At 36.1% G+C, this 21,869-nt stretch carries 24 protein-coding genes and 1 pseudogene; 11 read left to right on the plus strand and 14 right to left on the minus strand.

Annotation, left to right across the window (positions count from 1 at the left end):
* Positions 1-378: 378 nt before the first annotated feature.
* From IGJ28_RS11575 to IGJ28_RS11585, 3 genes are all read right to left on the minus strand, one after another.
* Positions 379-1,065: a YoaK family protein gene (locus tag IGJ28_RS11575; RefSeq protein WP_438845405.1), complete on the minus strand. Its 687-nt coding sequence runs from the start codon at positions 1,063-1,065 to the stop codon at positions 379-381.
* Between the two features lie 1,093 nt (positions 1,066-2,158).
* Positions 2,159-2,482: a hypothetical protein gene (locus tag IGJ28_RS11580; RefSeq protein WP_176333571.1), complete on the minus strand. Its 324-nt coding sequence runs from the start codon at positions 2,480-2,482 to the stop codon at positions 2,159-2,161.
* Positions 2,483-2,589: 107 nt separating this feature from the next.
* Positions 2,590-3,762, minus strand: coding sequence for a phospholipase D-like domain-containing protein (locus IGJ28_RS11585; protein WP_175413550.1), 1,173 nt, complete (start codon positions 3,760-3,762; stop codon positions 2,590-2,592).
* Positions 3,763-4,827: 1,065 nt separating this feature from the next.
* On the opposite strand from IGJ28_RS11585, the gene IGJ28_RS11590 reads away from it, so the two are divergent.
* From IGJ28_RS11590 to IGJ28_RS11605, 4 genes are all read left to right on the plus strand, one after another.
* A complete protein-coding gene (locus IGJ28_RS11590; protein WP_230320924.1) occupies positions 4,828-5,058 on the plus strand; it encodes a hypothetical protein in 231 nt (76 codons plus the stop codon).
* Between the two features lie 183 nt (positions 5,059-5,241).
* Complete coding sequence (locus IGJ28_RS11595; protein ID WP_138372222.1) at positions 5,242-5,502, plus strand: hypothetical protein; 261 nt, start codon at positions 5,242-5,244, stop codon at positions 5,500-5,502.
* Positions 5,503-5,854: 352 nt separating this feature from the next.
* A complete protein-coding gene (locus IGJ28_RS11600; RefSeq protein WP_252711936.1) occupies positions 5,855-6,046 on the plus strand; it encodes a hypothetical protein in 192 nt (63 codons plus the stop codon).
* Between the two features lie 214 nt (positions 6,047-6,260).
* Positions 6,261-6,956, plus strand: a complete 696-nt coding sequence (locus IGJ28_RS11605; protein WP_252711935.1) for a hypothetical protein — start codon at positions 6,261-6,263, stop codon at positions 6,954-6,956.
* A gap of 287 nt (positions 6,957-7,243) precedes the next feature.
* On the opposite strand, the gene IGJ28_RS11610 is transcribed toward IGJ28_RS11605, so the two are convergent.
* The 3 genes and pseudogenes from IGJ28_RS11610 to IGJ28_RS11620 form a co-directional block, all read right to left on the minus strand.
* The gene (locus IGJ28_RS11610) at positions 7,244-7,684 is read right to left on the minus strand and encodes a peptidoglycan-binding domain-containing protein (protein WP_252711934.1); all 441 of its coding nucleotides are present in this window, start codon (positions 7,682-7,684) and stop codon (positions 7,244-7,246) included.
* Positions 7,681-7,794: a peptidoglycan amidohydrolase family protein gene (locus tag IGJ28_RS11615; RefSeq protein WP_252711933.1), complete on the minus strand. Its 114-nt coding sequence runs from the start codon at positions 7,792-7,794 to the stop codon at positions 7,681-7,683. The genes IGJ28_RS11610 and IGJ28_RS11615 overlap by 4 nt, the downstream gene beginning before the upstream one ends.
* A 487-nt stretch (positions 7,795-8,281) precedes the next feature.
* Positions 8,282-8,401: pseudogene (locus IGJ28_RS11620) on the minus strand (site-specific recombinase); the annotation flags it as partial.
* Between the two features lie 124 nt (positions 8,402-8,525).
* On the opposite strand from IGJ28_RS11620, the gene IGJ28_RS11625 reads away from it, so the two are divergent.
* Positions 8,526-8,657 (plus strand): hypothetical protein, encoded by a 132-nt coding sequence (locus tag IGJ28_RS11625; protein ID WP_252711932.1) that lies wholly within the window; start codon positions 8,526-8,528, stop codon positions 8,655-8,657.
* Between the two features lie 173 nt (positions 8,658-8,830).
* Here IGJ28_RS11625 and IGJ28_RS11630 read toward each other — a convergent pair whose 3' ends face one another.
* Complete coding sequence (locus tag IGJ28_RS11630) at positions 8,831-9,085, minus strand: hypothetical protein (protein WP_438845406.1); 255 nt, start codon at positions 9,083-9,085, stop codon at positions 8,831-8,833.
* 412 nt (positions 9,086-9,497) lie between these two features.
* Between IGJ28_RS11630 and IGJ28_RS11635 the strand changes: the two genes are divergently transcribed.
* Positions 9,498-10,052 carry a hypothetical protein gene (locus IGJ28_RS11635; RefSeq protein ID WP_252711930.1) on the plus strand — a complete coding sequence of 185 codons (555 nt, stop codon included), beginning with the start codon at positions 9,498-9,500 and terminating at the stop codon, positions 10,050-10,052.
* A 26-nt stretch (positions 10,053-10,078) separates the two neighbouring features.
* On the opposite strand, the gene IGJ28_RS11640 is transcribed toward IGJ28_RS11635, so the two are convergent.
* The 3 genes from IGJ28_RS11640 to IGJ28_RS11650 all read right to left on the minus strand — a co-directional run bounded on the left by IGJ28_RS11640 (position 10,079) and on the right by IGJ28_RS11650 (position 11,007).
* The gene (locus tag IGJ28_RS11640; protein WP_103300809.1) at positions 10,079-10,261 is read right to left on the minus strand and encodes a hypothetical protein; all 183 of its coding nucleotides are present in this window, start codon (positions 10,259-10,261) and stop codon (positions 10,079-10,081) included.
* Positions 10,262-10,417: 156 nt separating this feature from the next.
* Positions 10,418-10,858, minus strand: a complete 441-nt coding sequence (locus IGJ28_RS11645; RefSeq protein ID WP_252711929.1) for a peptidoglycan-binding domain-containing protein — start codon at positions 10,856-10,858, stop codon at positions 10,418-10,420.
* Entirely contained in the window at positions 10,855-11,007 is a 153-nt protein-coding gene (locus IGJ28_RS11650) for a peptidoglycan amidohydrolase family protein (RefSeq protein ID WP_176333567.1), read from the minus strand. Before IGJ28_RS11650 ends, IGJ28_RS11645 begins: the two co-directional genes overlap by 4 nt.
* Before the next feature lie 128 nt (positions 11,008-11,135).
* Between IGJ28_RS11650 and IGJ28_RS11655 the strand changes: the two genes are divergently transcribed.
* Positions 11,136-12,020 carry a hypothetical protein gene (locus tag IGJ28_RS11655; RefSeq protein ID WP_252711928.1) on the plus strand — a complete coding sequence of 295 codons (885 nt, stop codon included), beginning with the start codon at positions 11,136-11,138 and terminating at the stop codon, positions 12,018-12,020.
* A 1,054-nt stretch (positions 12,021-13,074) separates the two neighbouring features.
* Here the strand turns inward: IGJ28_RS11655 and lepA are convergent.
* Together lepA and IGJ28_RS11665 are read right to left on the minus strand one after the other, a co-directional pair.
* The gene (gene lepA / locus IGJ28_RS11660; RefSeq protein ID WP_003126516.1) at positions 13,075-14,910 is read right to left on the minus strand and encodes a translation elongation factor 4; all 1,836 of its coding nucleotides are present in this window, start codon (positions 14,908-14,910) and stop codon (positions 13,075-13,077) included.
* On the minus strand, positions 14,867-15,073 hold the full coding sequence (locus tag IGJ28_RS11665) for a hypothetical protein (protein WP_021149742.1): 207 nt from the start codon (positions 15,071-15,073) through the stop codon (positions 14,867-14,869). Before IGJ28_RS11665 ends, lepA begins: the two co-directional genes overlap by 44 nt.
* Between IGJ28_RS11665 and IGJ28_RS11670 the strand changes: the two genes are divergently transcribed.
* The 4 genes from IGJ28_RS11670 (at position 15,056) to IGJ28_RS11685 (ending at position 17,942) form a co-directional block, all read left to right on the plus strand.
* The gene (locus tag IGJ28_RS11670) at positions 15,056-16,270 is read left to right on the plus strand and encodes a GNAT family N-acetyltransferase (protein ID WP_005471423.1); all 1,215 of its coding nucleotides are present in this window, start codon (positions 15,056-15,058) and stop codon (positions 16,268-16,270) included. The two genes, IGJ28_RS11665 and IGJ28_RS11670, sit on opposite strands and share 18 nt — an antisense overlap.
* A gap of 28 nt (positions 16,271-16,298) precedes the next feature.
* Positions 16,299-16,784, plus strand: coding sequence for a nucleoside 2-deoxyribosyltransferase (locus IGJ28_RS11675; protein ID WP_113849648.1), 486 nt, complete (start codon positions 16,299-16,301; stop codon positions 16,782-16,784).
* A complete protein-coding gene (locus IGJ28_RS11680) occupies positions 16,785-17,453 on the plus strand; it encodes a hypothetical protein (RefSeq protein WP_156247474.1) in 669 nt (222 codons plus the stop codon).
* A gap of 303 nt (positions 17,454-17,756) precedes the next feature.
* Positions 17,757-17,942 (plus strand): hypothetical protein, encoded by a 186-nt coding sequence (locus tag IGJ28_RS11685; RefSeq protein ID WP_003126511.1) that lies wholly within the window; start codon positions 17,757-17,759, stop codon positions 17,940-17,942.
* 66 nt (positions 17,943-18,008) lie between these two features.
* Here IGJ28_RS11685 and lepB read toward each other — a convergent pair whose 3' ends face one another.
* Complete coding sequence (lepB, locus tag IGJ28_RS11690) at positions 18,009-18,578, minus strand: signal peptidase I (protein ID WP_113849647.1); 570 nt, start codon at positions 18,576-18,578, stop codon at positions 18,009-18,011.
* A 360-nt stretch (positions 18,579-18,938) separates the two neighbouring features.
* The gene (gene clpB / locus IGJ28_RS11695) at positions 18,939-21,542 is read right to left on the minus strand and encodes an ATP-dependent chaperone ClpB (protein ID WP_252711927.1); all 2,604 of its coding nucleotides are present in this window, start codon (positions 21,540-21,542) and stop codon (positions 18,939-18,941) included.
* Positions 21,543-21,869: the final 327 nt, after the last annotated feature.

Consider the following 21,869-nt stretch of genomic DNA (forward strand, 5'->3'; position numbering starts at 1 on the left):
GATAAACTATTATGGCTCTATGGCTCATCCATCAAAAAGCAAATACTTGGAGACACTAGCTAATAGATTAAACTTAAAAATATAACTTTTCGTGAGACCCTATTAACAAATTTGATACGGGCTCGATTACATTATCTTGTGTCTTATCTGATCAATTAGGTAGTGTATTTATAATCAGTTTGTTCAACAGTCTTTTTGAAAAGTCAGAAAGGCAGAAATTATTTTGCGCTTTTTTAAACTCCCCAATTGCCATAACTATCTCACTTGTTCTTTTGTACGAATTTCATCCACTAATTTCTCTTTTCATCAATAATACTTAGTGGTCATATGTTTAAAAATAAGACTTAGCTTGTTTAACATACATGTTGCTTTGACGTTTTATTTATTCGTCTTCTTGGCATGGTAAATTTCAATAAAAAAAGAAATGGTAAATGTGATCGTTACTATCCAAATCGAATACATTTTTAAAGACTGGCTGATAAAGGCTAGTAAACATGCACCAACTATGAAAGAGACAACGACTATAGTATAGTTGTGTGCATTCCGTTTTTGCATGGAAGATTTATCTTTTGAGGTCAAATACAAGTACCACTCGTTAAGCATCTTACGATAATTCCCCGAGGTCATCATAATCGTATAAGGATTTCCTTCAATTTGAGTACCGCTAAACGTCAGCATAAGTAAACCACTCCCGAAAGCAAGAATACCAATTTTAAAAAGCTGAAGATCTTGAGGTAATAATGGAATGACAAAACTAGATAAAATCGCAGGCAACATGGTGTAACTTCGCCAGTAGTCACTGAAGTTACTCCGTTTAAGAAGAATCCCTAATAAAAAACCTACTGTGAACATGATGATAGATAGGATTTTAGGAAGCATTTGCTGCCAATCATTGTGAGATAAATTCGACGCCATCAATATTATATTTCCGGTCTGTGTAGCAACTAGTCCATGTAAATAATTGTGACAATAGACATCTATTGCTCCTCCTGAAAAAGCCATTAGAATAGCAAATAAACGACTATTGTTCGAAACAGCAGGAACTTTGGGAAAAATTTTTTGCATAGTGGACTCCTCAACACTTTTTAAATTTTGTAACCAGATTTACACTTAACTATTCTACAGAAACACACCATTAGGAGGCTGTCTCATCAAAGAAAGCATCCACTTAGCATTCATTCATGTGAGCTAAAATGTTCTCCTCTATTCTTAGGGAAATCAGTTAATTTTCTTTCGTGGTTTTCATTTAACAGAAGCAGTATACTCCTCAGAATGGTTAATAAATGGGGATAATAATAAGTTTTCGCTAAAATATTCTGAAGTCTCTAGCTTTTTTGATGAAAAAACCTATTATATTCTATAAGTATTTTGAACTTTTATTTGATAAAAATCCAGTTATTTATAATATGAAAGTGATTTTATAAATTGTTTTCAATAAGTAAGTATGCAAAAATGTTTTAAAAAAATTTTACTTGTTATATGAATCAATTAACAAGTCTCTATTGTAAACAAAGCCCACTACAATTCAAAAAGCATCAAGTGAATTTATGGAAAATGATATACTTTCACTAAAATGAAAGCAGGAAAGTTATGAGTAAAAACTTTAAGAGACATGTAATACGGCCATCAATCTATTCTTAGTGTTACTAGTGTTCTTCTCTATTGCTACGATTATTTTATTTATTCAAAAAAATTACCTCTTTTACCTACTAAGTTTTATTTTTATTCCAATGATATCTTGGTATTACTATTTATTAAAAAGATCGATAAATAAATTCACAGATGATTAAAACTAATGTAGTTTGTTGCGAAGAAGTATTCGGTGATTATTAAAACGAAGATTATGATTGAATTTGAAGCAATGAAGAAAGGCCTTAGCATGGCTAGGGTCTTTGATTTAGTAAAACATTATTGTTAGATTTTATGTTTGTGATTGGACTAGCAAATAAGAATTCTGTATCTCTTGTTTTTTTATTTTTTGAGTATAGCTAATCATATTCGTACTTTTGTGCTACACTTCATACAGTTCTGATAGTTGAGGACTATGTCTCACATCATTTCGAACGTATGTTTGTACTTTGACAAAAAACCTCCTACCCAGAATCGAGTACGAGGGATTTTGATTTCTACACATAAAAATCTATTATTTCTCTATTGATTATTGATTTGTTAAACCCATTAACGTAATAAATAGAAAGATACCAAAACTAATAATTGATACGAGTGCCATGCCTCCAAAAAATATTTTTTGGGAGCTATCCTTCTCATTAAAAAGGCTATAATAACAACCAATTATTGACAATAAAGGAATTCCTAAAAAAAGAATTAATGTTGACGCAAGATTGTTTTGTACAACACTATCTAAAAAATTAGATAGGGCCATAAAAGATTGGTGAAACACAGACATTTTACCAAAAGTACCATAGGCTAAATGCAGCCAAATCAATAATAGAAAAGGAACTATTCCTACCATTTTTTTCATAATTAATGTCTCCCTATATAAGTTGATTTGTAACTATTCGAAAAAGTTGTCGGAAGATTTTGGGGTGGTATTAAATTCCAAGAATATCTAATCAGAAAAGTTTAAAATTATTCTTGCTGTAAATTCGTATTATCAATTCTTCTATTCAACTTATTGTATTTAGAAACAAATTTCCCTAATTGTTCTCGCCCTTCAGAGACCGTATCGATATACTCTTGGATAAAATCCATTAACTTGATTAGATCATCACGTAATTCATACATTCGATTTTGGGATTCATGATATGCCATATTTTGTGCTATTTCGAGAGAAGAATTGTCTTCTAGGTATCCAATTGAACTATGTTCCAATTCCTCAACCAAATTCATGATGAATTCATACTCATCAAATTTTTTTCCTTCTTCGATTCTCAATCCTAAGTTAGCTATTTTAGTACAAAGAAATTCGGTAGTTTCATCATAAAATTTCTTGAATTCTTGTAGGTCCTTATCATAATTAAAGTAGGTACTATCTAAATCAGTTAAATGGTCACAAAAAAATTCTAGCATATCTGATACGTGAATTAGTCTCTTCCAACGCAACTCGTCAGATGAATCCTTACAATCGTTAAATTCTTTTCCTACTCCATATTTCGTACCAGTAATATAAAAACTTGTTTGAGAAATATCTGTTAGTACTCTTTGAATATAGTCCTCAACATAAAATAGAGCTATTATATTATCCAATAAAATCTCACTTTCAATTGAGTCGTAGTATCCTAAAGACTCCTTTTCAATCTCTGGAATAATTTTATTTGTCAAGTGTCTTAAAAAAGAAGGATTTCGTGATATTATCCCTGATTCATAATTATTACCACTAGCCTCACTGAAATTCGCTGATCCTACAAAAGCGATCTCATTTGTCATGATAATTTTAATATGGTTATTAAAGTTGAAGTACATAGTCAACAGATAACCAAATTTTTTTGGATTGAAACTCTCTACATATTTACTTATTTTTTGTCTTGATTTACTTTTACTTCCTTTATTATAATACTCTTCAAATCTTCCAGGAATATTTGTAATAATTTTTACTGGAATTTCGTTTTTTGTAGCTTCTAAAATAGAATTCATTAAAAAACTATCTTTACTATTTTTACTTGTCGGAAGTGAATATGTAACTACAACAATAGATTTTGCATTACTGAATGAATCAATAACTTCTTGAAAACAAAGACTATCTTTACTAAATATAAATTTAGTATCTGATTCATCAAAATGAAAACTTTCAAAAAAGACCAATGTTTTTCTCCTATCATAAAAAATTTTTTTACTCCATATCTATGAAACCTTATTTAAGTGTACATGCCAATCTAATGTTTCTGTGTTAGAAATACCTCGATTTTTTGTATATCAATACATAGAAGAATCACTAATCTTTTGAAAAAACTCTGCTTCTTTGAACCAATTTTTTACCATACAAACAACTTATAAACCATCAATTTTCGCATTTGTCTTTTTTAGTGGTGTCCTACTACATATTTCTTATCTAGAAACATCAAGCATTTCTGATAACACTTGTTGAGTTATCTCTTTCTCCGTTTGTCTTAATATGAGTAGATAAACTATCGGTTTTCGGATTTTTCACATAAAATTTTTTTCAAAATTGAGAATGGTTCCTACTTAATATCTAAACTAGGTATTTGTTTTCCATCCGCATAACATATTATATTTTGACGAGTAATCCCTATCATTTTTAACAACTTCTTTGGACTTAGTTTATTTTTTAGAATTTTCCTTATCTTAAATCTAGGCTCTTGTTTAATTTGAATGCAAAAAAAAAGCATCTCCTCCATAAGATACTTTTATATTATACCAATAGCAATAAAACCACAACTGAAAATGTAATATTGTTTGTAACCCACTCCTATTGATCTTACTTTTAAAATCTTATTTCTTCGGCTCATCCTCGTCCATTTTCAAAACGGCCATGAAGGCTTCTTAAAATATCTCATTTTTATACCCTTTTCTATCCTTTTATCCAGATCTATTTGAGCGTTTATAATCGACTTTAATACAGTGATGTATTTCTATGTGCTCTTTTATATAGAGTTATTTTAATTTCTGGAATATTATATGTTTTTACATTTTTCGTGGGAATAATGTGGGAATTAATAATCTGTTCGCTTTACAAAAAAACGAATAAAGGTTCGTACAAATTCCGTGAGGAGTGATAATTATGGGAATGATTAAACATTACGAGAACCGGAAAAAATTAAAATGGATAGGTTTCTTTTTATCGGAACATACAACAAGTGTAAATAAAGTTGAAAAGGAACGAGCTACACTTACCCACCTAAACCGGAAATGGAAATTGAAGAAATTGGAGAATTTCTTCAAGAGGCTCTCTTGAAAAATAAAAAGATTGCTGTTCAGCTTAACTACACCCAGAATGACAAATTCTTGCCGGACATTGTAGGCTGCCTTTCCGGGCATAATGAAATAGGAATTTACGTTGATTCTACTCTCGTTGAATATGAGGAAATTCGAAATGTAGAATTTTACGCCGGGGAGCTAAAATGGTTTGATCTCTCATGAATGTAATCAGTCAGTATGAGCAGGGCTATATTTCTTATTCAGAGTTTGTACAGGAATTTCCTGATAGTATATCTGAATCTCAAGAGTGCGTTTTTGGAACTCGTTGCGTTGATCATTATGTCAAACTTACTTTAGGGAAAACTAATTTTAATTACTATGTACAACGATACGGTGGCGATAATCATGAAGTCATTGAAAGGTGTAGTTTCGAAGCCACGAGTGTTGAAAATATCGAGGACCCCTTTAGTGCGTTTCTCGCTGGATAATGTAAATTGTTTGATCGCTGCACACAGTCTCAACTTTTTAGCAGATGTGGACGAAGGAATGCGGATAGTAGTTGCTGGTGAGTTTAACGATCGTAAGCAGTTTGTTGTGAAGAAGTATTCGGTGATTGGAAAAACGAAAATTATGATTGAATTCGAGTCTTTGAACAGATCCTTTTGAGCCCTGAAAAGGGCTATTTTTTTACAAAAAAGGCAGGAAAAGCTTGATTATCCATACTATCGATAGTATAATATAAATATAGAAAGTGAGACATAGAAAAAAGAGAGCCCGAAAATTAGAAGTTGGCTTCGAAATCACACTTCTAATATTCAAGTTCTCAATCAAACTTAGCTGGGGTGGTTAACACCCCCTAGCTTCTATGTTCATTATACCATGAAAAAAGAATGGAAAAATATAATTATCACTTTAGAGAAAATTAAATTAGATTGGAAAGTGACTCTTGCCTGGATAGGTTTCATCGGATTAATCATTTGGCTTATTTGGTTTAAGTAAATAAAGGAGGCGTGTACCCTTGGAAGAAAATAGCAAACAGACTGAAGCAAATAAGAAATGGCAAGAAAAAAATCGCGAACACGCAAGATATTTGCGCAATCGTAGTACAACTAGATCTTTTCTTCGCAAGCAAGCTACTCTTGAGGATATAGAAGAGATGGAAAGATTGATATCAGAACGAAAAAAATCCCTCCTACTCGATTCTGAGTAAGAGGTTTTTTCATATTTTCATCTAAATAATAACTCGACATAGGTTTCTACATTTATTTTTGTTCTAAATTATTTATAAATGACCAAAAGGTTTACGTCATTTCATTTATTTCAGACGAAAAAATAGTCCATATATTATTAATTTTTACTAATAATATATATTTAAGATAGCTTATAAAAGTAATATAAAAATAAAAATTGAAAATAGGGAAAATATGAAAAAGTCAAGGTTAAAAAGTTTTGTTGGTATAGCATCTGCTATAATTCTTTTTGGTGCGTTATCGCCTACAGCGGCTGTAATGGCGCATGCGAGTGAAATAACTAGCAATGAAACATCAAAAAATGAGTTGTCTACGATGGAAAATACTGTTATCGCTGAGGATAATCAATACATCGAAGAAGAACAGCGAAGCGAACAAGCTCTCGAAATCATAGAGGAAAAGTATGCTGAAGCAGCAGAGGAAACAAATATTAATTCTGCCGAAGAAGTGGTGAATAGTGATGAATATACGCTAACTGCAGAAGATGAAGCACGAATAGATCAAGCAACAACTGAATACTTGAATTTAGTGGGTTATAGTCCTCGTCGATTAAGAGGATTCGGACGTCACTGGTGGAATAGTCGAAGTTTTGTTGGTAGTGTGATCGACGTTGCTTTCATTGTTCTGGGATTTGGAGCTGGTGTCAAGTCTGCAAGTCAAGCAATGAAAATAATTAGAGCAAATAGACGAAATATCACACGTGCAATTGAAAAACAATTAAAAGCTCGAATCGGTATAAGTATTGGTTCTTGGTTATCTGCTGGCTTAGATGTTGTGGGTGTCCTATCTGGAGTAAGTCTAGGATATGCTGTAGCATGGGGGATTGACTATGTTGATGGCAGAAGACTTGATGGATATATATTAGCGTAATATGAGTAAAGAATTCCGGAAATATTTAGCCAAAATAAATATATTTCTTATTGTACTAATAGTGTTCTTCTCAGTTGCTACTATTATACTATTTATCCAAAAGCAATTTCTTTTTTGTGTACTAAGCTTCGTCTTTATCCCGACGATATCCTGGTACTACTACTCTTTTAAAAAGGTACTAAAAGAGGATAAGGATTCCAATAAAAAATAAAATCTAGTTTGTCCTATATTACTTAAGCCAACCTATAACATTTGTAGAAACTAGCCCGCCTAAGCGGGCTAGTTGTTTACCATGGAAGTCTATTGTTATTCGATGCTCTCTGTAATGCTTTAACCATATCAGATACTGGACTGATAATTCCGTCAACCGTAATTCCTAATGCTTTTTGCATCGCTTTGATTGTTGCTTCACCACATAGACCATCAATTACACCAGAATAATATCCTTTAGCTTTTAGCCCCATTTGGATTGCACGAATCACGTCGGACCCGATCAAAGTAGGATCAAATTCTGCGGAATAGATATTTTGATTGTACTTTTGTTTGTATTGATGACTAATCACTTTATCTCTAGCTGTATTGTAGTATTCTTGCAAACGTAGAGTGACGAGTGGTCCCCATTGGTCATCGATTGCCAATTTAATCATTTGTGCGCTGTTGTCAGTGTTTGCATCAGAATTGCCGATTGTAACAATTCGATAGAAATGATGCGTTAATCGAGTGCTCATGTATGAATCATGGCTATCAGTATGGATTCCGTTCCAATAATACCGGTATGCCCTTCTGATCCATGAGAAGCCCCAGGAGTTCCGGCGATAAAGATATCCCCTCTGCTCACTTCTGCACGACTAATTTATTTGAGCACTGTTCCATTCATGGCAAATAGCGTTTCTGTTTCACACGTTTTAACACTTTAATTCCATTAACTTCCGTTGTGCATGCTCTTTGTATACTTCTGGCGCTTCACCGATCAAATCCATCAAAGAAGGATAAAAGAACGGACCTGTTGGCTGTCACTTGGTAATATAGAAGTCTGTACCTTGGACAATTACATGAGGAATACCGTATATAGCTTTCAAGTCAACCGCAACATCTTGAGCTGGTATAAACCATGCTGTTTGCGAATAAATTGGTGTGACTTCGTCTGGCAAGTCTTTGGGTCTAGCTTTACCGACTAGACCTGTCCCAAATTAGCGAAACATAGCCTGTTGCTTATCAGTAATTGTATAGGATAGTTAACTTAGCTCAAAAACAGTCAATTATAATAATGGATTGTCTACGATTCATCGGCTTGTTTTAGTAGTGTGGGGTTCTCGTAAATTCGGCATTCCACGCATTCTTGCTAAAGTTGCTGCAGTACGTCTGAACCTATGAGCATGGACGTTTGTTACTCCTGCTCGCTCCCCTAACCGGTTTACAAGCTTCTGAATTCCTGCTGACGTCATTTGGTTGCACAAAAGAAAATGATGAACCAGTTACACCTTACTCTATTAAATGGTCAGCAAATAAAGTCAAAAAACTTTGGCTCTCGATTTCCATTATCATTCATTGAGACACACTCATGCGACTATGTTATTAAAAGTAGGAACAAAGCCGAAAGCTGTTCAAAAGCAATTGGGTCATTCAAGAATCTCACCCATTTTAGATAAATATATACACGTTACAAAACAAATGAAAAGCGAGACAGTTGATCTCTTCTAAGAATCGCTAGTATCAAAAGTTGCTCTATTTATGTAGCTTTTATATTGTGTAATATCAGATACAGTATGCGCAGCGTAAACTACCTTTTGCAATAATGGATCTGCTTTAAATCTGTTGAATTTACCGATCCATTTTATTTTTCTTCTTTTTACGTAGGGACAAGCAAGCAGTTTCTATTCTTTTTCTTCAGAATAGACTTCCCCCACGACTTCCCCTACAGAAAATCTTTCGGAATTTTGCGAGGGTACTAAAATTATATGTCCGGGCCTTATATCATTTTGAAACTTAATCATTTGCTTAGCAGCAGATCCCATTTTTCTTTTGTTTCTAGAGTTGAACACAAGTCCATTTTCACTTATCAATTTAGCCCTAATTGTATCTGAATTCCAAACGTTCTGATCAACTTCCTCTGCAGAAATTCGTTCCATCCTATCGCAATATAGTTATTGATAAGAAAGTCATCATAAAATATTCCGCCTTCGCCTCTTACAAGCCAGTATTTAGTGTTCGGATCAAACTGTGGTAAATTTCTTATTGTGCTTTCTTGAATAATATTTTCCATAAACTCCGCCTCTTCTGATTCATATCTGCTAAATAAATTAAACCAAAAGGAAGCCTCGAAAACAAGCGTTTTCCTAGGCTTCCTATAGCAGATATAATCGTATGAGGATTATGTAAGAATTATACCAAACGACAGTTTGCATTTGAACAAAAAGGAGACAAGACACTACTACTAAATCAATAAATAAATATTGTATTCATGTTTTTATCCGTTGATTTTACATCTACATCGTTTTATAATATATTTGTACTAATTAAATAAAGAGAGAGGGTATTTTTATGAAGAAACTGTCAGTCACCACTTTTTCTATTTTCACGCTCCTTTCAACTTTTTTATTGTCAGGTCCTAGTGTAGCAAATGCAACTACTGTGCCCCCTGCTCAACAAGCAACTTCTGCACAAGTTGAAGAAACAGATGTACAATTTTATTTCATCTCAAATCAACAAGCATTCGACGCAGCAGAATCTGCAGGTATAAATGTGAAGAGTATTTTAGGCGAAGATAAATACAAAGCCGCTCTAAGACAGGATATGCTCCGTACAGGTAGCTCTTGGATCAAAACTTATAAGGTTGGCAAAGAAACAAGAATATCAATTGGAGTAAACTCAGCAATAGTAAAAACATGGAAGTATGGTGGACGAGCAGCTATTTATGCTATCCAAGCTTATGGAGCAGTTGTAGGACTCCCTTTGGATGCAATGGTGGCAAATGGAATGCATAATCAATTAAAATCCGTAAATGGCAACCGTGGTCATCAATGGGAAATTGGTACTAAGCCTTGGAGAATTATATCTAGTCGGACCCAAATGGGTGGTGGAGGAAGAGGCTTTTAGTCTACAGTCTAAAAAAGCAGTGAAAATCACTGCTTTTTTATTTTGTCTTTTAATTGTGAATAAAAAATTTTTAATTGCTCCGTTACCGGAATTCCTGTTTCTTTTTTTATTCTTAGCATCTCACCAATATGAACTGCAAAAATACCATAGAAAAAATAAGCTAAAACAGCCGCTACTAAAATGGATATAATAGAAATGATTATTAGCATTCTTAACCCTCCAATTGTTTATGGAATCTTTTTATTTTAGTCTATAAGAAATATATAAAAATTAATAGTAAATTTTTCTCAAATTAATTTTTATTTAATATACGATTTGTTTTTTTACTGCAACATATGTATTGACCGCCGAAGCGGGCTATTTGTTTACCATGGAAGTTTATTGCTATTCAATGCTCTCTGTAATGCCTTAACCATATCGGATTGCGGACTGATAATACCATCAACCGTTGTTCCTAATGCTTTTTGCATCGCTTTGATTGTTGCTTCACCACATAGACCATCAATTACACCAGAATAATATTCTCTTGCTTTGAGACCCATCTGGATTGCACGAATCACGTCGGATCCGATCAAAGTAGTATCAAATTCTGCGGAATAGATATTTTGATTGTACTTTTGTTTGTATTGATGACTAATCACTTTATCTCTAGTTGTATTGTAGTATTCTTGCAAACGTAGAGTGACAAGTGGTCCCCATTGCTCATCGATTGCCAATTTAATCATTTGTGTGCTGTTGTCAGTGTTTGCATCAGAATTGCCGATCGTAACAATTCGATAGAAATGATGCGTTAATCGAGTGCTCATGTATGAATCATGACTATCAGTATGGATTCCGTTCCAATAATACCGGTATGCCCTTCTGATCCATGAGAAGCCCCAGGAGTTCCGACGATAAAGATATCCCCTCTTCTCACTTCTGCACGACTAATTTTTTTGAGCACTGTTCCATTCATGTCAAATAGCGTTTCTGTTTCACACGTTTCAACCTGGATACTAGAATGTAGTTTTTTATTTCGTCGGATAACTGACTTTTAAAACATCTTTTATTTGCTATAATTAAAGTAAAAAGCAGGTGTAAGGAATGGATACTGCATTAAAACTTCGATTGCTTAAAGAAAAAAATTTACTCAAAAACCAGACTCATATAGAAGTGATGCGTCTATTAACAGACTCAAAGCTTATTGAAAAGTTGACGAGTATTGAACATAAAAATCTATTGAGTTATATCTGGAATTTAATCGGAATAGCAGAAATACCGAATTCAATTTACCTAGAACACACAAAAAACTTAATGCTCTTTATTAATAAAAATTTATCCACTGACAAAGGTTTTTCTTACACCGGATCAATTAATGATATTGTTCCTTGTTACAATGCAATGATTTTTGAAGCTTACTGCCGACTTGGTTTACATCAATCTACGGAGGCTCAAAATGCGCTTTATTGGATTAAAAACTATCAAGTTTTTGATCGTGTTACGAAAACTACTTGGCCCTACAGTGGTATTTGTAAACATGGCGGATGTATGAAGAATGTTCCTTGTTATATTGGTATAGGTAAAACAATTCGAGCATTAATTACCTATCGTGAATTTTCTCCTGTTCCAGATAAAGAGGTAAATCATTTAATTCATATCGGATTAGAATATATGTTACAGCACAATATGTTCCAACGCCTAAGTAATCGTCAACCGATTAGTGCTCATATTACCGACATTATGTTTCCTCAAAGTTATATGCTCTCCTTTACGGATCTTGTTTATATAGTCAGTAAAACAAATAGTTTTAATCGCCCAGAAGTTTCCCCACTGTTGGAAGTGCTCCGAAAAAAACAAACATCTTCTGGCGGATGGAAAACTGATTACAACTATTCTTATAACGGCTATACTCCATTTGATAACAGAAGAAAAGATTCTGAATGGATAACTGCATTATTCTCTAGCTGGTTAGGGTCCATTATTTTATGACCGCTTCGAAGTCAACTATTTCGGTGGATAAATGAATCGGCATAAAATAACATTGCCTTTTTATTTTATAGATGTATAATTTTGGACAAACGCTATAAGGGGTGATACTTCGTGTTACAACATTTGATTAAAAGACTAATTGCAACTTTTTTCGTTGGCATCGTATTCTATTTATTTTGCCTTATTACTAATACTCCCCATCCAGAAATAATTAGTTCCCTAGTTAAATTTTTTATTGCGGTTTTACTTGTTGATACTGCTACTTACTTTCTCAAGAAAAAGTCACCGAAGAATATCTAATCTCTATTTTAAACTAGCTTTCTAGCTAGTTTTTTTGTTGGATTGCTGACTTAATCATGTTGTGCCTAAATCAAGAATGTTGTAGTTATCGTTGTACTCCAACTAAGGTTCTTCGCATACTTCCCCACCAACTGTTGTGGTAACTTTTGCATCAGATGGCTAGTTTTTTAGTTCCTCAATTAGTTCAGCAACTGTCATTTATTTCCCCCCTATTCCGCTATTTCTGTCGATACTAGACTAATTCCCATTGATTATTCTTTTGGTTAAATTTAATTTTTTCTAAATCTACATTTTGATTGAATCTTCAAATCAGATTTGTTGAATACAGATAAACTTTGTACTTACCTTCACAAAAGTTAAGAGACTCATACATGGATGGTGAAAATCTTTCTGGCATATAAGCCCACATATTAATTGTACCAATTAAATAGTTTAGTTGTTCTCTATGTTCTTTTGTGTCTCAGTCTGTATTCCATGTCTTCTTGCTAAAGTTGCTGCAGTACGTCTGAAACTATGAGGCTGGACGTTTACTACTCCTGCTCGCTTCCCTAATTATTTTACAAGCTTCTGAATTCCTGCTGACATCATTTGTTTGCACAATGGAAATGGTGAACCAGTTACACCTAACTCTATTAAATGGTCAGCAAATAAAGTAAAAAAAAATTTGCCTACGAGCTAATCTAATCGTAGGCAAATGGTAGACAAAATATATCTTTGGACATGAAAAACTTAATTCATTTTCAAGAATCCTTTGCTATTTCTTCGGTTCATCCTCATCCATTTTCAGAACGGCCATGAAGGCTTCTTGCGGAACTTCTACTGAACCGATTTGTTTCATGCGTTTCTTACCTTCTTTTTGTTTCTCTAGGAGTTTCCGTTTACGAGAAACATCCCCACCATAACATTTCGCTAAAACATTTTTGCGCAGAGCCTTGATATCGGAGCGAGCCACGATTTTTTGGCCAATCGCTGCTTGTATCGGTACTTCGAATTGTTGACGCGGGATGAGTTTTTTCAATTTTTCTACGATGGCTTTTCCGCGTTCGTAGGCAAAATCTCGGTGAACAATAAAGCTTAATGCATCGACTTTTTCAGCGTTCAACAAGATGTCCATTTTAACTAACTTGCTGGTGCGGTAACCGGACATTTCATAATCCAGTGATGCGTAACCTTTTGTGCTGGATTTCAGTTTGTCAAAGAAATCAAAGACGATTTCAGATAATGGAATTTCATAGACGACATTGACCCGATAATCATCTAGATAGTCCATGGTGACAAAATCTCCCCGCTTACGCTGTGAGAGTTCCATAACTGCACCTACATAGTCATTTGGTACCATGATTTGTGCTTTGACAAAAGGTTCTTCGACATTTTCAATAGTACCTGGTTCAGGGAAATCTGCTGGATTATCGACTGTCACGGTTGTTCCGTCTGTCTTGTTGACATGATAGATAACAGAAGGCGCTGTCGTGATCAATTCCAAATTGAACTCACGTTCTAAACGCTCTTGAACAACATCCATATGCAAGAGACCTAGGAAACCACAACGGAAACCAAAGCCTAGCGCTTGAGAAGTTTCAGGCTCGAATTGGAGTGCCGCATCATTCAATTGCAGCTTCTCTAATGCTTCCCGCAGATCATTGTAACGAGAAGTATCGATTGGATAGAGTCCACAATACACCATTGGATTCATTTGACGATACCCTTCCAAAGCTTCTTGGGCTGGATTATTTGCTAGTGTCACAGTATCCCCTACTTGTGTATCTTTCACTGTTTTGATAGCTGCTGTGATATAACCAACATCTCCCACCATCAATGCATCCCGTTGGATCGCTTTAGGTGAAAACACCCCAACTTCGGTGACATCAAAGGTTTTTCCATTACTCATCATTTGAATTTTATCCCCAGGTTTGACCATCCCATCCATGATACGGACGTTCAGAACAACCCCTCGATAAGAATCGTAGACAGAATCAAAGATCAATGCTTTCAATGGCGCTTCAATATCTCCAGCTGGTGCCGGTACATATTCGACAATTTGTTCTAAGATATCTTCGATGCCAATTCCGGCTTTGGCACTAGCTAAAACCGCTTCACTTGCATCAATACCGATAACGTCTTCGATTTCTGTACGTACTCGTTCTGGGTCTGCTGCTGGCAGATCGATTTTATTGATGACTGGTAAGATCTCTAAGTCGTTGTCCAGAGCCAAATAAACATTGGCTAATGTTTGAGCTTCAATCCCTTGAGCTGCATCCACAACCAATACAGCACCTTCACACGCAGCCAAACTCCGCGATACTTCATAAGTGAAATCCACGTGTCCTGGTGTGTCGATCAGATGGAAAATATAGGTTTCACCATCTTTTGCGGTATAATTCAACTCAACCGCATTCAATTTAATGGTGATTCCCCGTTCCCGTTCTAAGTCCATGGAGTCTAATAATTGATTTTGCATTTCTCTGGACGTTACCGTATGAGTTTGTTCCAAAATCCGATCGGCTAGCGTAGACTTTCCGTGGTCAATATGAGCGATAATGGAAAAGTTACGAATCTTTTCCTGTCGTTTTTTCATTTCTTCTATATTCATGGATACGTTCCTCATTTCTTTTAGTCAGCTTTTCTATTATACCAACGAAATGCTGATAATTAAAGTATTTTTCTTGACCGATATCTAAACAAATTTGTTCAGGTTTTGCTATACTATAGCTAGTAAATAAATTGGAGTTGAAAGAATGGACAATAATTTTCATCAAGATTTGCATATTCGACCAGTAGAAGAAAAAGATGTCGATCAGTTCAATGAGCTTCTAAGCTATGTTTTTCAAATCACTGAGTCGGACATCGAGGAAAGCGGTTATGAAAGCAAGCGTGAAATGATCAAATCAAAACGACCAATCTTGGAATTATCTAAAGTGTTCGGGTGGTTCAACGGTGATCAGCTTGTTTCACAAATTGCTGTCTATCCCTGTGAAGTGAACATTCATGGAACTCTTTACAAAATGGGCGGCGTGACCGGTGTCGGAACTTACCCTGAATATGCGGGACATGGACTGATGAAAGACTTGATCAAACTCGCTCTTGAAACGATGCGAGCAGATCAGCAATGGATCTCTTATCTCTATCCTTATAATGTCCCTTATTATCGTCGTAAGGGCTGGGAGATGATGTCAGATAAATTAACCTTCAAAATACGTGATACCCAGTTACCAAAAACGGTGGAAGTTCCAGGGATCGTTGAACGAAAAGAGGTAGATGATCCTGACGTTTTCACTGTCTATAATCAATTCTCAAGAGAAAATCATGGCGCATTACAGCGGACCGCTTTCCACTGGGAAGAATACTGGCGCTACGAAAACGAAGAAAGCCGAACAGCAGCTGTCTATTATAATAAAAGTGGTCACCCCACTGGTGTACTTTTTTATTGGGTCGCCGAAGAAGTCTTTCACGTGAAAGAAATGTTTTACTTGAATCAAGAAGCCCGCAATGGATTATGGAACTTTATCTCTGCTCATTTCTCCATGGTCTACTGGGTCAAAGGCGATATTTATAAAAATGAACCTTTGGCTTTCTTATTGGAAGACAGCCAAATCAAAGAAACGATCGAACCTTACTATATGGCACGCATCGTTGACGTAACAGAGTTTTTGAAAAAATTCCCCTTTAAAGCATTCGATCAGCCTTTTCATTTCGTTGTCTCCGATCCTGTTGCTGAATGGAATAATGGTATTTTTGGATTGAACTATGCTAAAGGTGAAGTCATCGTTTCGAATGATCCGATCGGAAAAGCGGTCCAATTAGATATCCAAACGTTAACTTGCGTACTGATGAATTATCGAAGACCTGCGTATTTGGCTCGAATCGAGCGTCTCCATACCGATTCGGATACGTTACAGTTATTGGAGACTATTATTCCTGATATGGAAGCTTATTTTGGCGACTATTTTTAATCATGTTGATAAATGAAGGAGAATGAAAATGAATATTTACTTTGCAGCCCCCCTCTTTGCTAAAAGTGATCTGCTTTATAATGCCGATCTAGTCAATCAAATCCGAAGCACCTATCCACAAGCAGATATCTATTTGCCACAAGAAAATGCATCCATTAATGATAAGTCTGCTTATGCTGATAGTAAAATGATAGCTCAAGCTGATACAGAAAAAGTATTGGAAAGTGACCTAATGATTGCATTATTAGATGGTCTAACGATCGATCCAGGCGTAGCTTCAGAAATCGGCGTGGCTTTTGCCAAAGAAATCCCTGTCTTAGGGCTATATACAGACAGTCGCCAACAAGGAGCAGATAATCAGCAAAAGATTACTGCACTGAAAACTGTAGCCGAAAATCAATTTCATTATTTGAATCTCTATACAGTCGGTTTGATCAAACTGAATGGAGAGATCTATTCTTCAGAAACTGCTTTACTAGAAGGCTTGGCTGCCTATCTCGGGGAGGAACAATAAATGGGTGATAATTATAAACGTTTATTAAAACTATTTACACTATTTGGCTTCCTTGTTTTCGCATTTTCTGTTTGGGAATTCTTTCAAGGTGTCTATCCTAAACAGCAAGCACTGATTTTTCTAGTTCAAGCATTACTAGGTATTTTGTTGATCTATGTACCTGAATTCAGTAAAAAGCTGTTCCGTATTCAACTTCCCAATGCGACTATTTACTTTTATTGGTTCTTTCTGTTGATCTCGGTCTTTATGGGAACGATTTTGCATCTGATTGAAATTATTTCCTTCTGGGATAAAGTACTGCACACAGTTAGTCCGATGGTTCTGACAGCAGTTGGTTATGGGCTGATCTGTATGTTCCTAAAAGATGTTCCAGTACGAGAAGTTTCTCCATGGCTTTTTCTTCTGATGGGATTTGCTTTTGCAGGCCTGTGTGGTGTTTTTTGGGAGTTCTGGGAGTTTATCTGCGATTCGCTTGGTGGAATGAATCTGCAGCGCTATGCGACGCTAGAAGGCACCCCATTCATTGGCCGCGAGGCATTGATGGATACGATGGGTGATCTTTTGACCAACACGATCGGAGCTGTATTGATGGGATTGATTGCTTACTTCCAAGGGCGAGGCAAGCCTGATTATTTTGAAAGCTATCGTATCAAAAAAATTGAACAGTGATTTTTATCAACTGTCTGAACTAATAAAATTAGTTCAGACAGTTTTTTTATCCTAATGATTTCGCAAAAACTAATTTTGACAATGATCTTTTTTTAGCAAAAATCTCCCAAATTCATTGAACCCGCTTTCATTAATAAAGGAATAAACGTTATTTAATAATTTATGTTATTGGACGAGTCCTCTTTATACCAATAATTGCAAAAAGAATTGCCTGAAATGCAGTGTATTTGATTTCACGATTCTCAAAAGGTCTGTTATAATATTTAACAATAAGTCGACCTGGAAGTCAGTAAGGAGATCGCCATGATTTTGACGGTATTTTTTCTTTTGTGCTGCATGATCTTTTCATCTATTACCTATGCCTTTTCTAAAGATGCACGAAAATTCGTCCAACCCCTGCCTATTAAAATCATTTTCATTGCTTCTGCGGCGATTGCCGTTTGGACAATGTTCTTTTCCGTGATTGCGCTAGTAGCTTGGGTCGTTTAAAAAAGCATTCTTGCATGTTTCGAGTGAAGACTCGCTCCTGTGCAAGAATGCTTTTTTACTGTGCTTTTAAAATAATGAAATTTCACTTAATGGCCAGTAACGCAAGATAACTTTTCCTTGCATTTGATCGGCATCCACCACACCGAAAGAACGGCTATCTCTTGAAATCAGACGATTGTCTCCCATAACAAAATATTTTCCCTTAGGGACGGTAATAGAGAAATCTTCAGTGAATTGGGTTGCACTGGCCGCGATTTGCTGGAATAATTCCCGGTAGCTATATTCCTTTTGCAACTGATCATCCGCAAATTGCTTCTTAAAATCTTCTAAGTATTCTTCGTGATACTCTTTGCCATTGATTGTCAGGACGTCATTTTTCATCTCGATTTTATCTCCAGGCAAACCAATTAGGCGTTTCACCGCAATTTTACTGGTATCATCCGGTTCTACGCAAATAATCACGTCTTGCCGCTGATAACTTGAAATCTTGGAAGCAATCAAGCGTTGCCCATCAGCCAAAGTCGGATCCATTGAATGCCCGCTGACTTTGACAGGCGTTAAAATAAACAATCGAACGACAACAATCACCACAATAAAAGCGAGAATAAACCAATTCTCTTTTAAAAATTTCTGCATCTTATTTTATTTGCTCCTTCAACTATTTTCTCAGTAGATCCTTTATTAGAAAATAGACCTGCGTTTTGCGTTTACTTCTCAATCTTACGTTTAATTTGCCTTTTCGGCAAGTAAAATCTTTTTACGAAAGTTTTTTTTTACGAGAAATTTACCAATCTTTGTTTAATAAAAAGAAAGTTCTTAAACCACATTGACGTAGCATAATAACATGATGATTTTTTTATTCAAAAGAAAAAACCTGAAAAATAGCGGAATAGGCAGAAGACTTTATTCAGGTCTTTCCCACAGTATCATTCCGTCTATCATTCAGGTAATTCAAGGGGTATTTTTCTCGTTTAAGTTAGATGACTAAGAAATCTCTTATTCACTTATCGGTGTATTTTCAAAAACAAGCTGGTCTTTCAACACTTCTATCGTCACTTTTGTTTTCGGCAGAACACGTCCTGCAACGATTTCTTTAGCCAGAGGTGTTTCTACCTCCCGTGTAATGAAACGTCGCAATGGTCTTGCGCCATAAGCGGGTTCGTACGAATGCTCTGCGATCCATTTTTTGGCTTCTTCTGTAATGGATAATTGAATGTCTTGATTTTCCAATCGTTGAGACAATTGAGCAATAATTTTATCCACGATACCTGTAACATTGGCTAGGCTTAGTGGCGTGAACAAAATTGTATCATCGATACGGTTCAAGAACTCTGGTTTAAAATGACCGCGTAATAGCGAACGAACATTTTCAGCCACCGATTCTGGAATCGTTCCTTCCCCAGTCACACCATCTAATAGTATTTGCGAGCCAATATTGCTCGTCATGATCAAGACCGTGTTCTTGAAATCTACTACTCGACCTTTTGAATCCGTCAATCGGCCGTCATCCAATACTTGCAATAAAATATTGAAAACATCTGGATGGGCTTTTTCGATCTCATCCAATAAGACGATCGTATAAGGGTTACGGCGAACAGCTTCTGTCAGTTGGCCACCTTCTTCAAAACCAACATAACCTGGAGGTGCTCCGACTAAACGTGACACAGAATGTTTCTCCATGTACTCACTCATGTCAATCCGCACCATATGATCTTCTGAATCAAACAGATTGACGGCTAACGCTTTGGCTAACTCGGTCTTACCGACTCCTGTTGGCCCTAAGAATAGGAAAGAACCTAATGGTCGATTTGGATCTTGGAGACCTGCACGGGAACGGATCACCGCATCACTTACTGCATCGACTGCCTCGTCTTGGCCAATCACGCGTTGATGGAGTGTTTCATTCAATTTCAGTAGTTTTTCCCGTTCGCCTTCTACCAATTTCGCAACCGGAATGCCTGTTAGGCGACCAACAACTAGTGCAATTTCGTTTTCAGTCACAGATTCTTGCACCATTCGAACGCCTTCCGCTTGGTTTTTTGCTTCCAATTCGGCAAGTTCTTTTTCTAATTGCGGAATCGTTCCATGGCGTAAAACAGCAGCGCGCTCTAAATCATAATTATTTTCAGCATCTTCTAATTCATGTTTGGCTTTGTCGATTTCTGCCCGTTTATTGGAAACCGCATTGACTTCATCTTTCTCAGTTTCCCATTGCATCTTCATGGTATTGGCTTCTTCCCGCAAATCAGCTAATTCTTCTTGCAGGTTTGCCAACCGTTTTTTAGAAGCATCATCCGTTTCTTTTTTCAATGCGGCTTCTTCAATTTCCAGCTGCATCAATCGTCGAGTGACTTGATCAAGTTCAGTTGGCATTGAATTCATTTCTACGCGGATCGTTGCACTCGCTTCATCAATCAGATCGATTGCTTTATCCGGTAAAAAGCGATCTGTGATATAACGATCGGATAATGTCGCTGCAGCAACTAGTGCATTGTCATGAATGTTGACCCCGTGATGGATCTCAAAGCGTTCTTTTAGTCCCCGCAAGATCGAGATGGTATCTTCAACCGTTGGTTCCTTGACTAAAACTTTTTGGAAACGACGTTCCAAAGCTTTATCTTTTTCCATATATTGACGGTATTCGTCCAATGTTGTTGCACCGATCGTATGAAGTTCGCCACGAGCCAGCATTGGTTTTAGTAAATTACCAGCATCCATGCTGCCTTCCGTTTTGCCGGCACCCACGATATTGTGGATCTCATCAATAAATAAGATGATCCGTCCTTCAGATTTCTTGACTTCTTTCAAGACCGCCTTCAACCGTTCTTCAAATTCACCACGGAATTTTGCTCCAGCGATCAATGCGCCCATGTCTAAAGAGAAAATCGTTTTGTCTTTTAAGTTTTCCGGTACATCTTTTCTAACGATTCGTTGCGCCAGTCCTTCAACGATCGCTGTTTTACCGACACCAGGCTCTCCAATCAAAACAGGATTATTTTTGGTTTTTCTTGAAAGAATACGGATCACATCGCGGATCTCTTCATCCCGGCCAATGATCGGATCCATTTTTCCACTGCGGACTTGTTGAACGAGGTCCACACCATATTTTTCTAAGGCTTTGTATTGTTCTTCTTGGTTTTGAGATGTCACACGTTCTCCCCCTCTCAAAGATTCAATGGTTGCTTTTAATTCTTTTTCATTGATTCCTTGACCTTTTAAGTAATTGGTCAATGGATGGTTTTTTAGTTTCATTAATGCGAGTAAAACGACTTCAGTCGATAAATACTCATCATTGAACTCTTTTTTTAGTTGGTCTGCTTCAGAAAGCAAACGAAATAAGTTTTGACTCATGCTTTGTCCGTATTGAACATTGCCACCTTCAACAGATGGGATTTCATCCAATAGTCGGTCAACTTCCTTCTCGAAAGCATCGACATCAAGACCAGCGTCCGTATAAAAATTGCGGCCAAATTGATTGGCTTGCAATAAAATTTTCCATAAATGAGCGATATCTATCTCCTGATGATGGCGTGTTATCGCTACTTGTTGTGCTTCTGCAATGGCACTTTGTAAAGTTGTTGTCATTTTTTCTGGGTTCATTGTTCTACCTCCCCGTCATTTCTAGGATTTCTCCTACATTGTAGTATACCACTTTGGTCAGTAATGGTCAAAAGATATGCAAGCACTTTTTGACTTTCTTTTTTAGCAAACTATCAGCAAAAGTTGACACGAGGAAAGCTAAGATGTTATGCTTAATGAACAATTTCTACGGAGGAAAAGCAGATGTCACGCTACTATTTTAAATTTATCAGAAAATCTGCTCTTAACAAGAACACGATGAAGCATTGTTAAGAGCCTACAAGCGCCTAGCGCATCTGCTTCATCAAAGACTCGGAGTGAGGTTTCTTTCTCATGCCCTGGTTTTTG

The sequence above is a fragment of the Enterococcus sp. AZ091 genome, assembly GCF_051714805.1.
Lineage (GTDB): Bacteria > Bacillota > Bacilli > Lactobacillales > Enterococcaceae > Enterococcus_D > Enterococcus_D gallinarum.

Bases quoted from the DNA above. Each gene is read 5' to 3' on its own strand.
- IGJ28_RS11575 (WP_438845405.1), bottom strand. From the start codon at position 1,065: ATGCAAAAAATTTTTCCCAAAGTTCCTGCTGTTTCGAACAATAGTCGT.
- IGJ28_RS11580 (WP_176333571.1), bottom strand. From the start codon at position 2,482: ATGAAAAAAATGGTAGGAATAGTTCCTTTTCTATTATTGATTTGGCTG.
- IGJ28_RS11590 (WP_230320924.1), top strand. From the start codon at position 4,828: ATGGAAATTGAAGAAATTGGAGAATTTCTTCAAGAGGCTCTCTTGAAA.
- IGJ28_RS11595 (WP_138372222.1), top strand. From the start codon at position 5,242: ATGAAGTCATTGAAAGGTGTAGTTTCGAAGCCACGAGTGTTGAAAATA.
- IGJ28_RS11605 (WP_252711935.1), top strand. From the start codon at position 6,261: ATGAAAAAGTCAAGGTTAAAAAGTTTTGTTGGTATAGCATCTGCTATA.
- IGJ28_RS11610 (WP_252711934.1), bottom strand. From the start codon at position 7,684: ATGAGCACTCGATTAACGCATCATTTCTATCGAATTGTTACAATCGGC.
- IGJ28_RS11625 (WP_252711932.1), top strand. From the start codon at position 8,526: ATGTTATTAAAAGTAGGAACAAAGCCGAAAGCTGTTCAAAAGCAATTG.
- IGJ28_RS11630 (WP_438845406.1), bottom strand. From the start codon at position 9,085: ATGGAACGAATTTCTGCAGAGGAAGTTGATCAGAACGTTTGGAATTCA.
- IGJ28_RS11635 (WP_252711930.1), top strand. From the start codon at position 9,498: ATGAAGAAACTGTCAGTCACCACTTTTTCTATTTTCACGCTCCTTTCA.
- IGJ28_RS11640 (WP_103300809.1), bottom strand. From the start codon at position 10,261: ATGCTAATAATCATTTCTATTATATCCATTTTAGTAGCGGCTGTTTTA.
- IGJ28_RS11645 (WP_252711929.1), bottom strand. From the start codon at position 10,858: ATGAGCACTCGATTAACGCATCATTTCTATCGAATTGTTACGATCGGC.
- IGJ28_RS11650 (WP_176333567.1), bottom strand. From the start codon at position 11,007: ATGAATGGAACAGTGCTCAAAAAAATTAGTCGTGCAGAAGTGAGAAGA.
- IGJ28_RS11655 (WP_252711928.1), top strand. From the start codon at position 11,136: ATGGATACTGCATTAAAACTTCGATTGCTTAAAGAAAAAAATTTACTC.
- lepA (WP_003126516.1), bottom strand. From the start codon at position 14,910: ATGAATATAGAAGAAATGAAAAAACGACAGGAAAAGATTCGTAACTTT.
- IGJ28_RS11670 (WP_005471423.1), top strand. From the start codon at position 15,056: ATGGACAATAATTTTCATCAAGATTTGCATATTCGACCAGTAGAAGAA.
- IGJ28_RS11665 (WP_021149742.1), bottom strand. From the start codon at position 15,073: ATGAAAATTATTGTCCATTCTTTCAACTCCAATTTATTTACTAGCTAT.
- IGJ28_RS11675 (WP_113849648.1), top strand. From the start codon at position 16,299: ATGAATATTTACTTTGCAGCCCCCCTCTTTGCTAAAAGTGATCTGCTT.
- IGJ28_RS11680 (WP_156247474.1), top strand. From the start codon at position 16,785: ATGGGTGATAATTATAAACGTTTATTAAAACTATTTACACTATTTGGC.
- IGJ28_RS11685 (WP_003126511.1), top strand. From the start codon at position 17,757: ATGATTTTGACGGTATTTTTTCTTTTGTGCTGCATGATCTTTTCATCT.
- lepB (WP_113849647.1), bottom strand. From the start codon at position 18,578: ATGCAGAAATTTTTAAAAGAGAATTGGTTTATTCTCGCTTTTATTGTG.
- clpB (WP_252711927.1), bottom strand. From the start codon at position 21,542: ATGAACCCAGAAAAAATGACAACAACTTTACAAAGTGCCATTGCAGAA.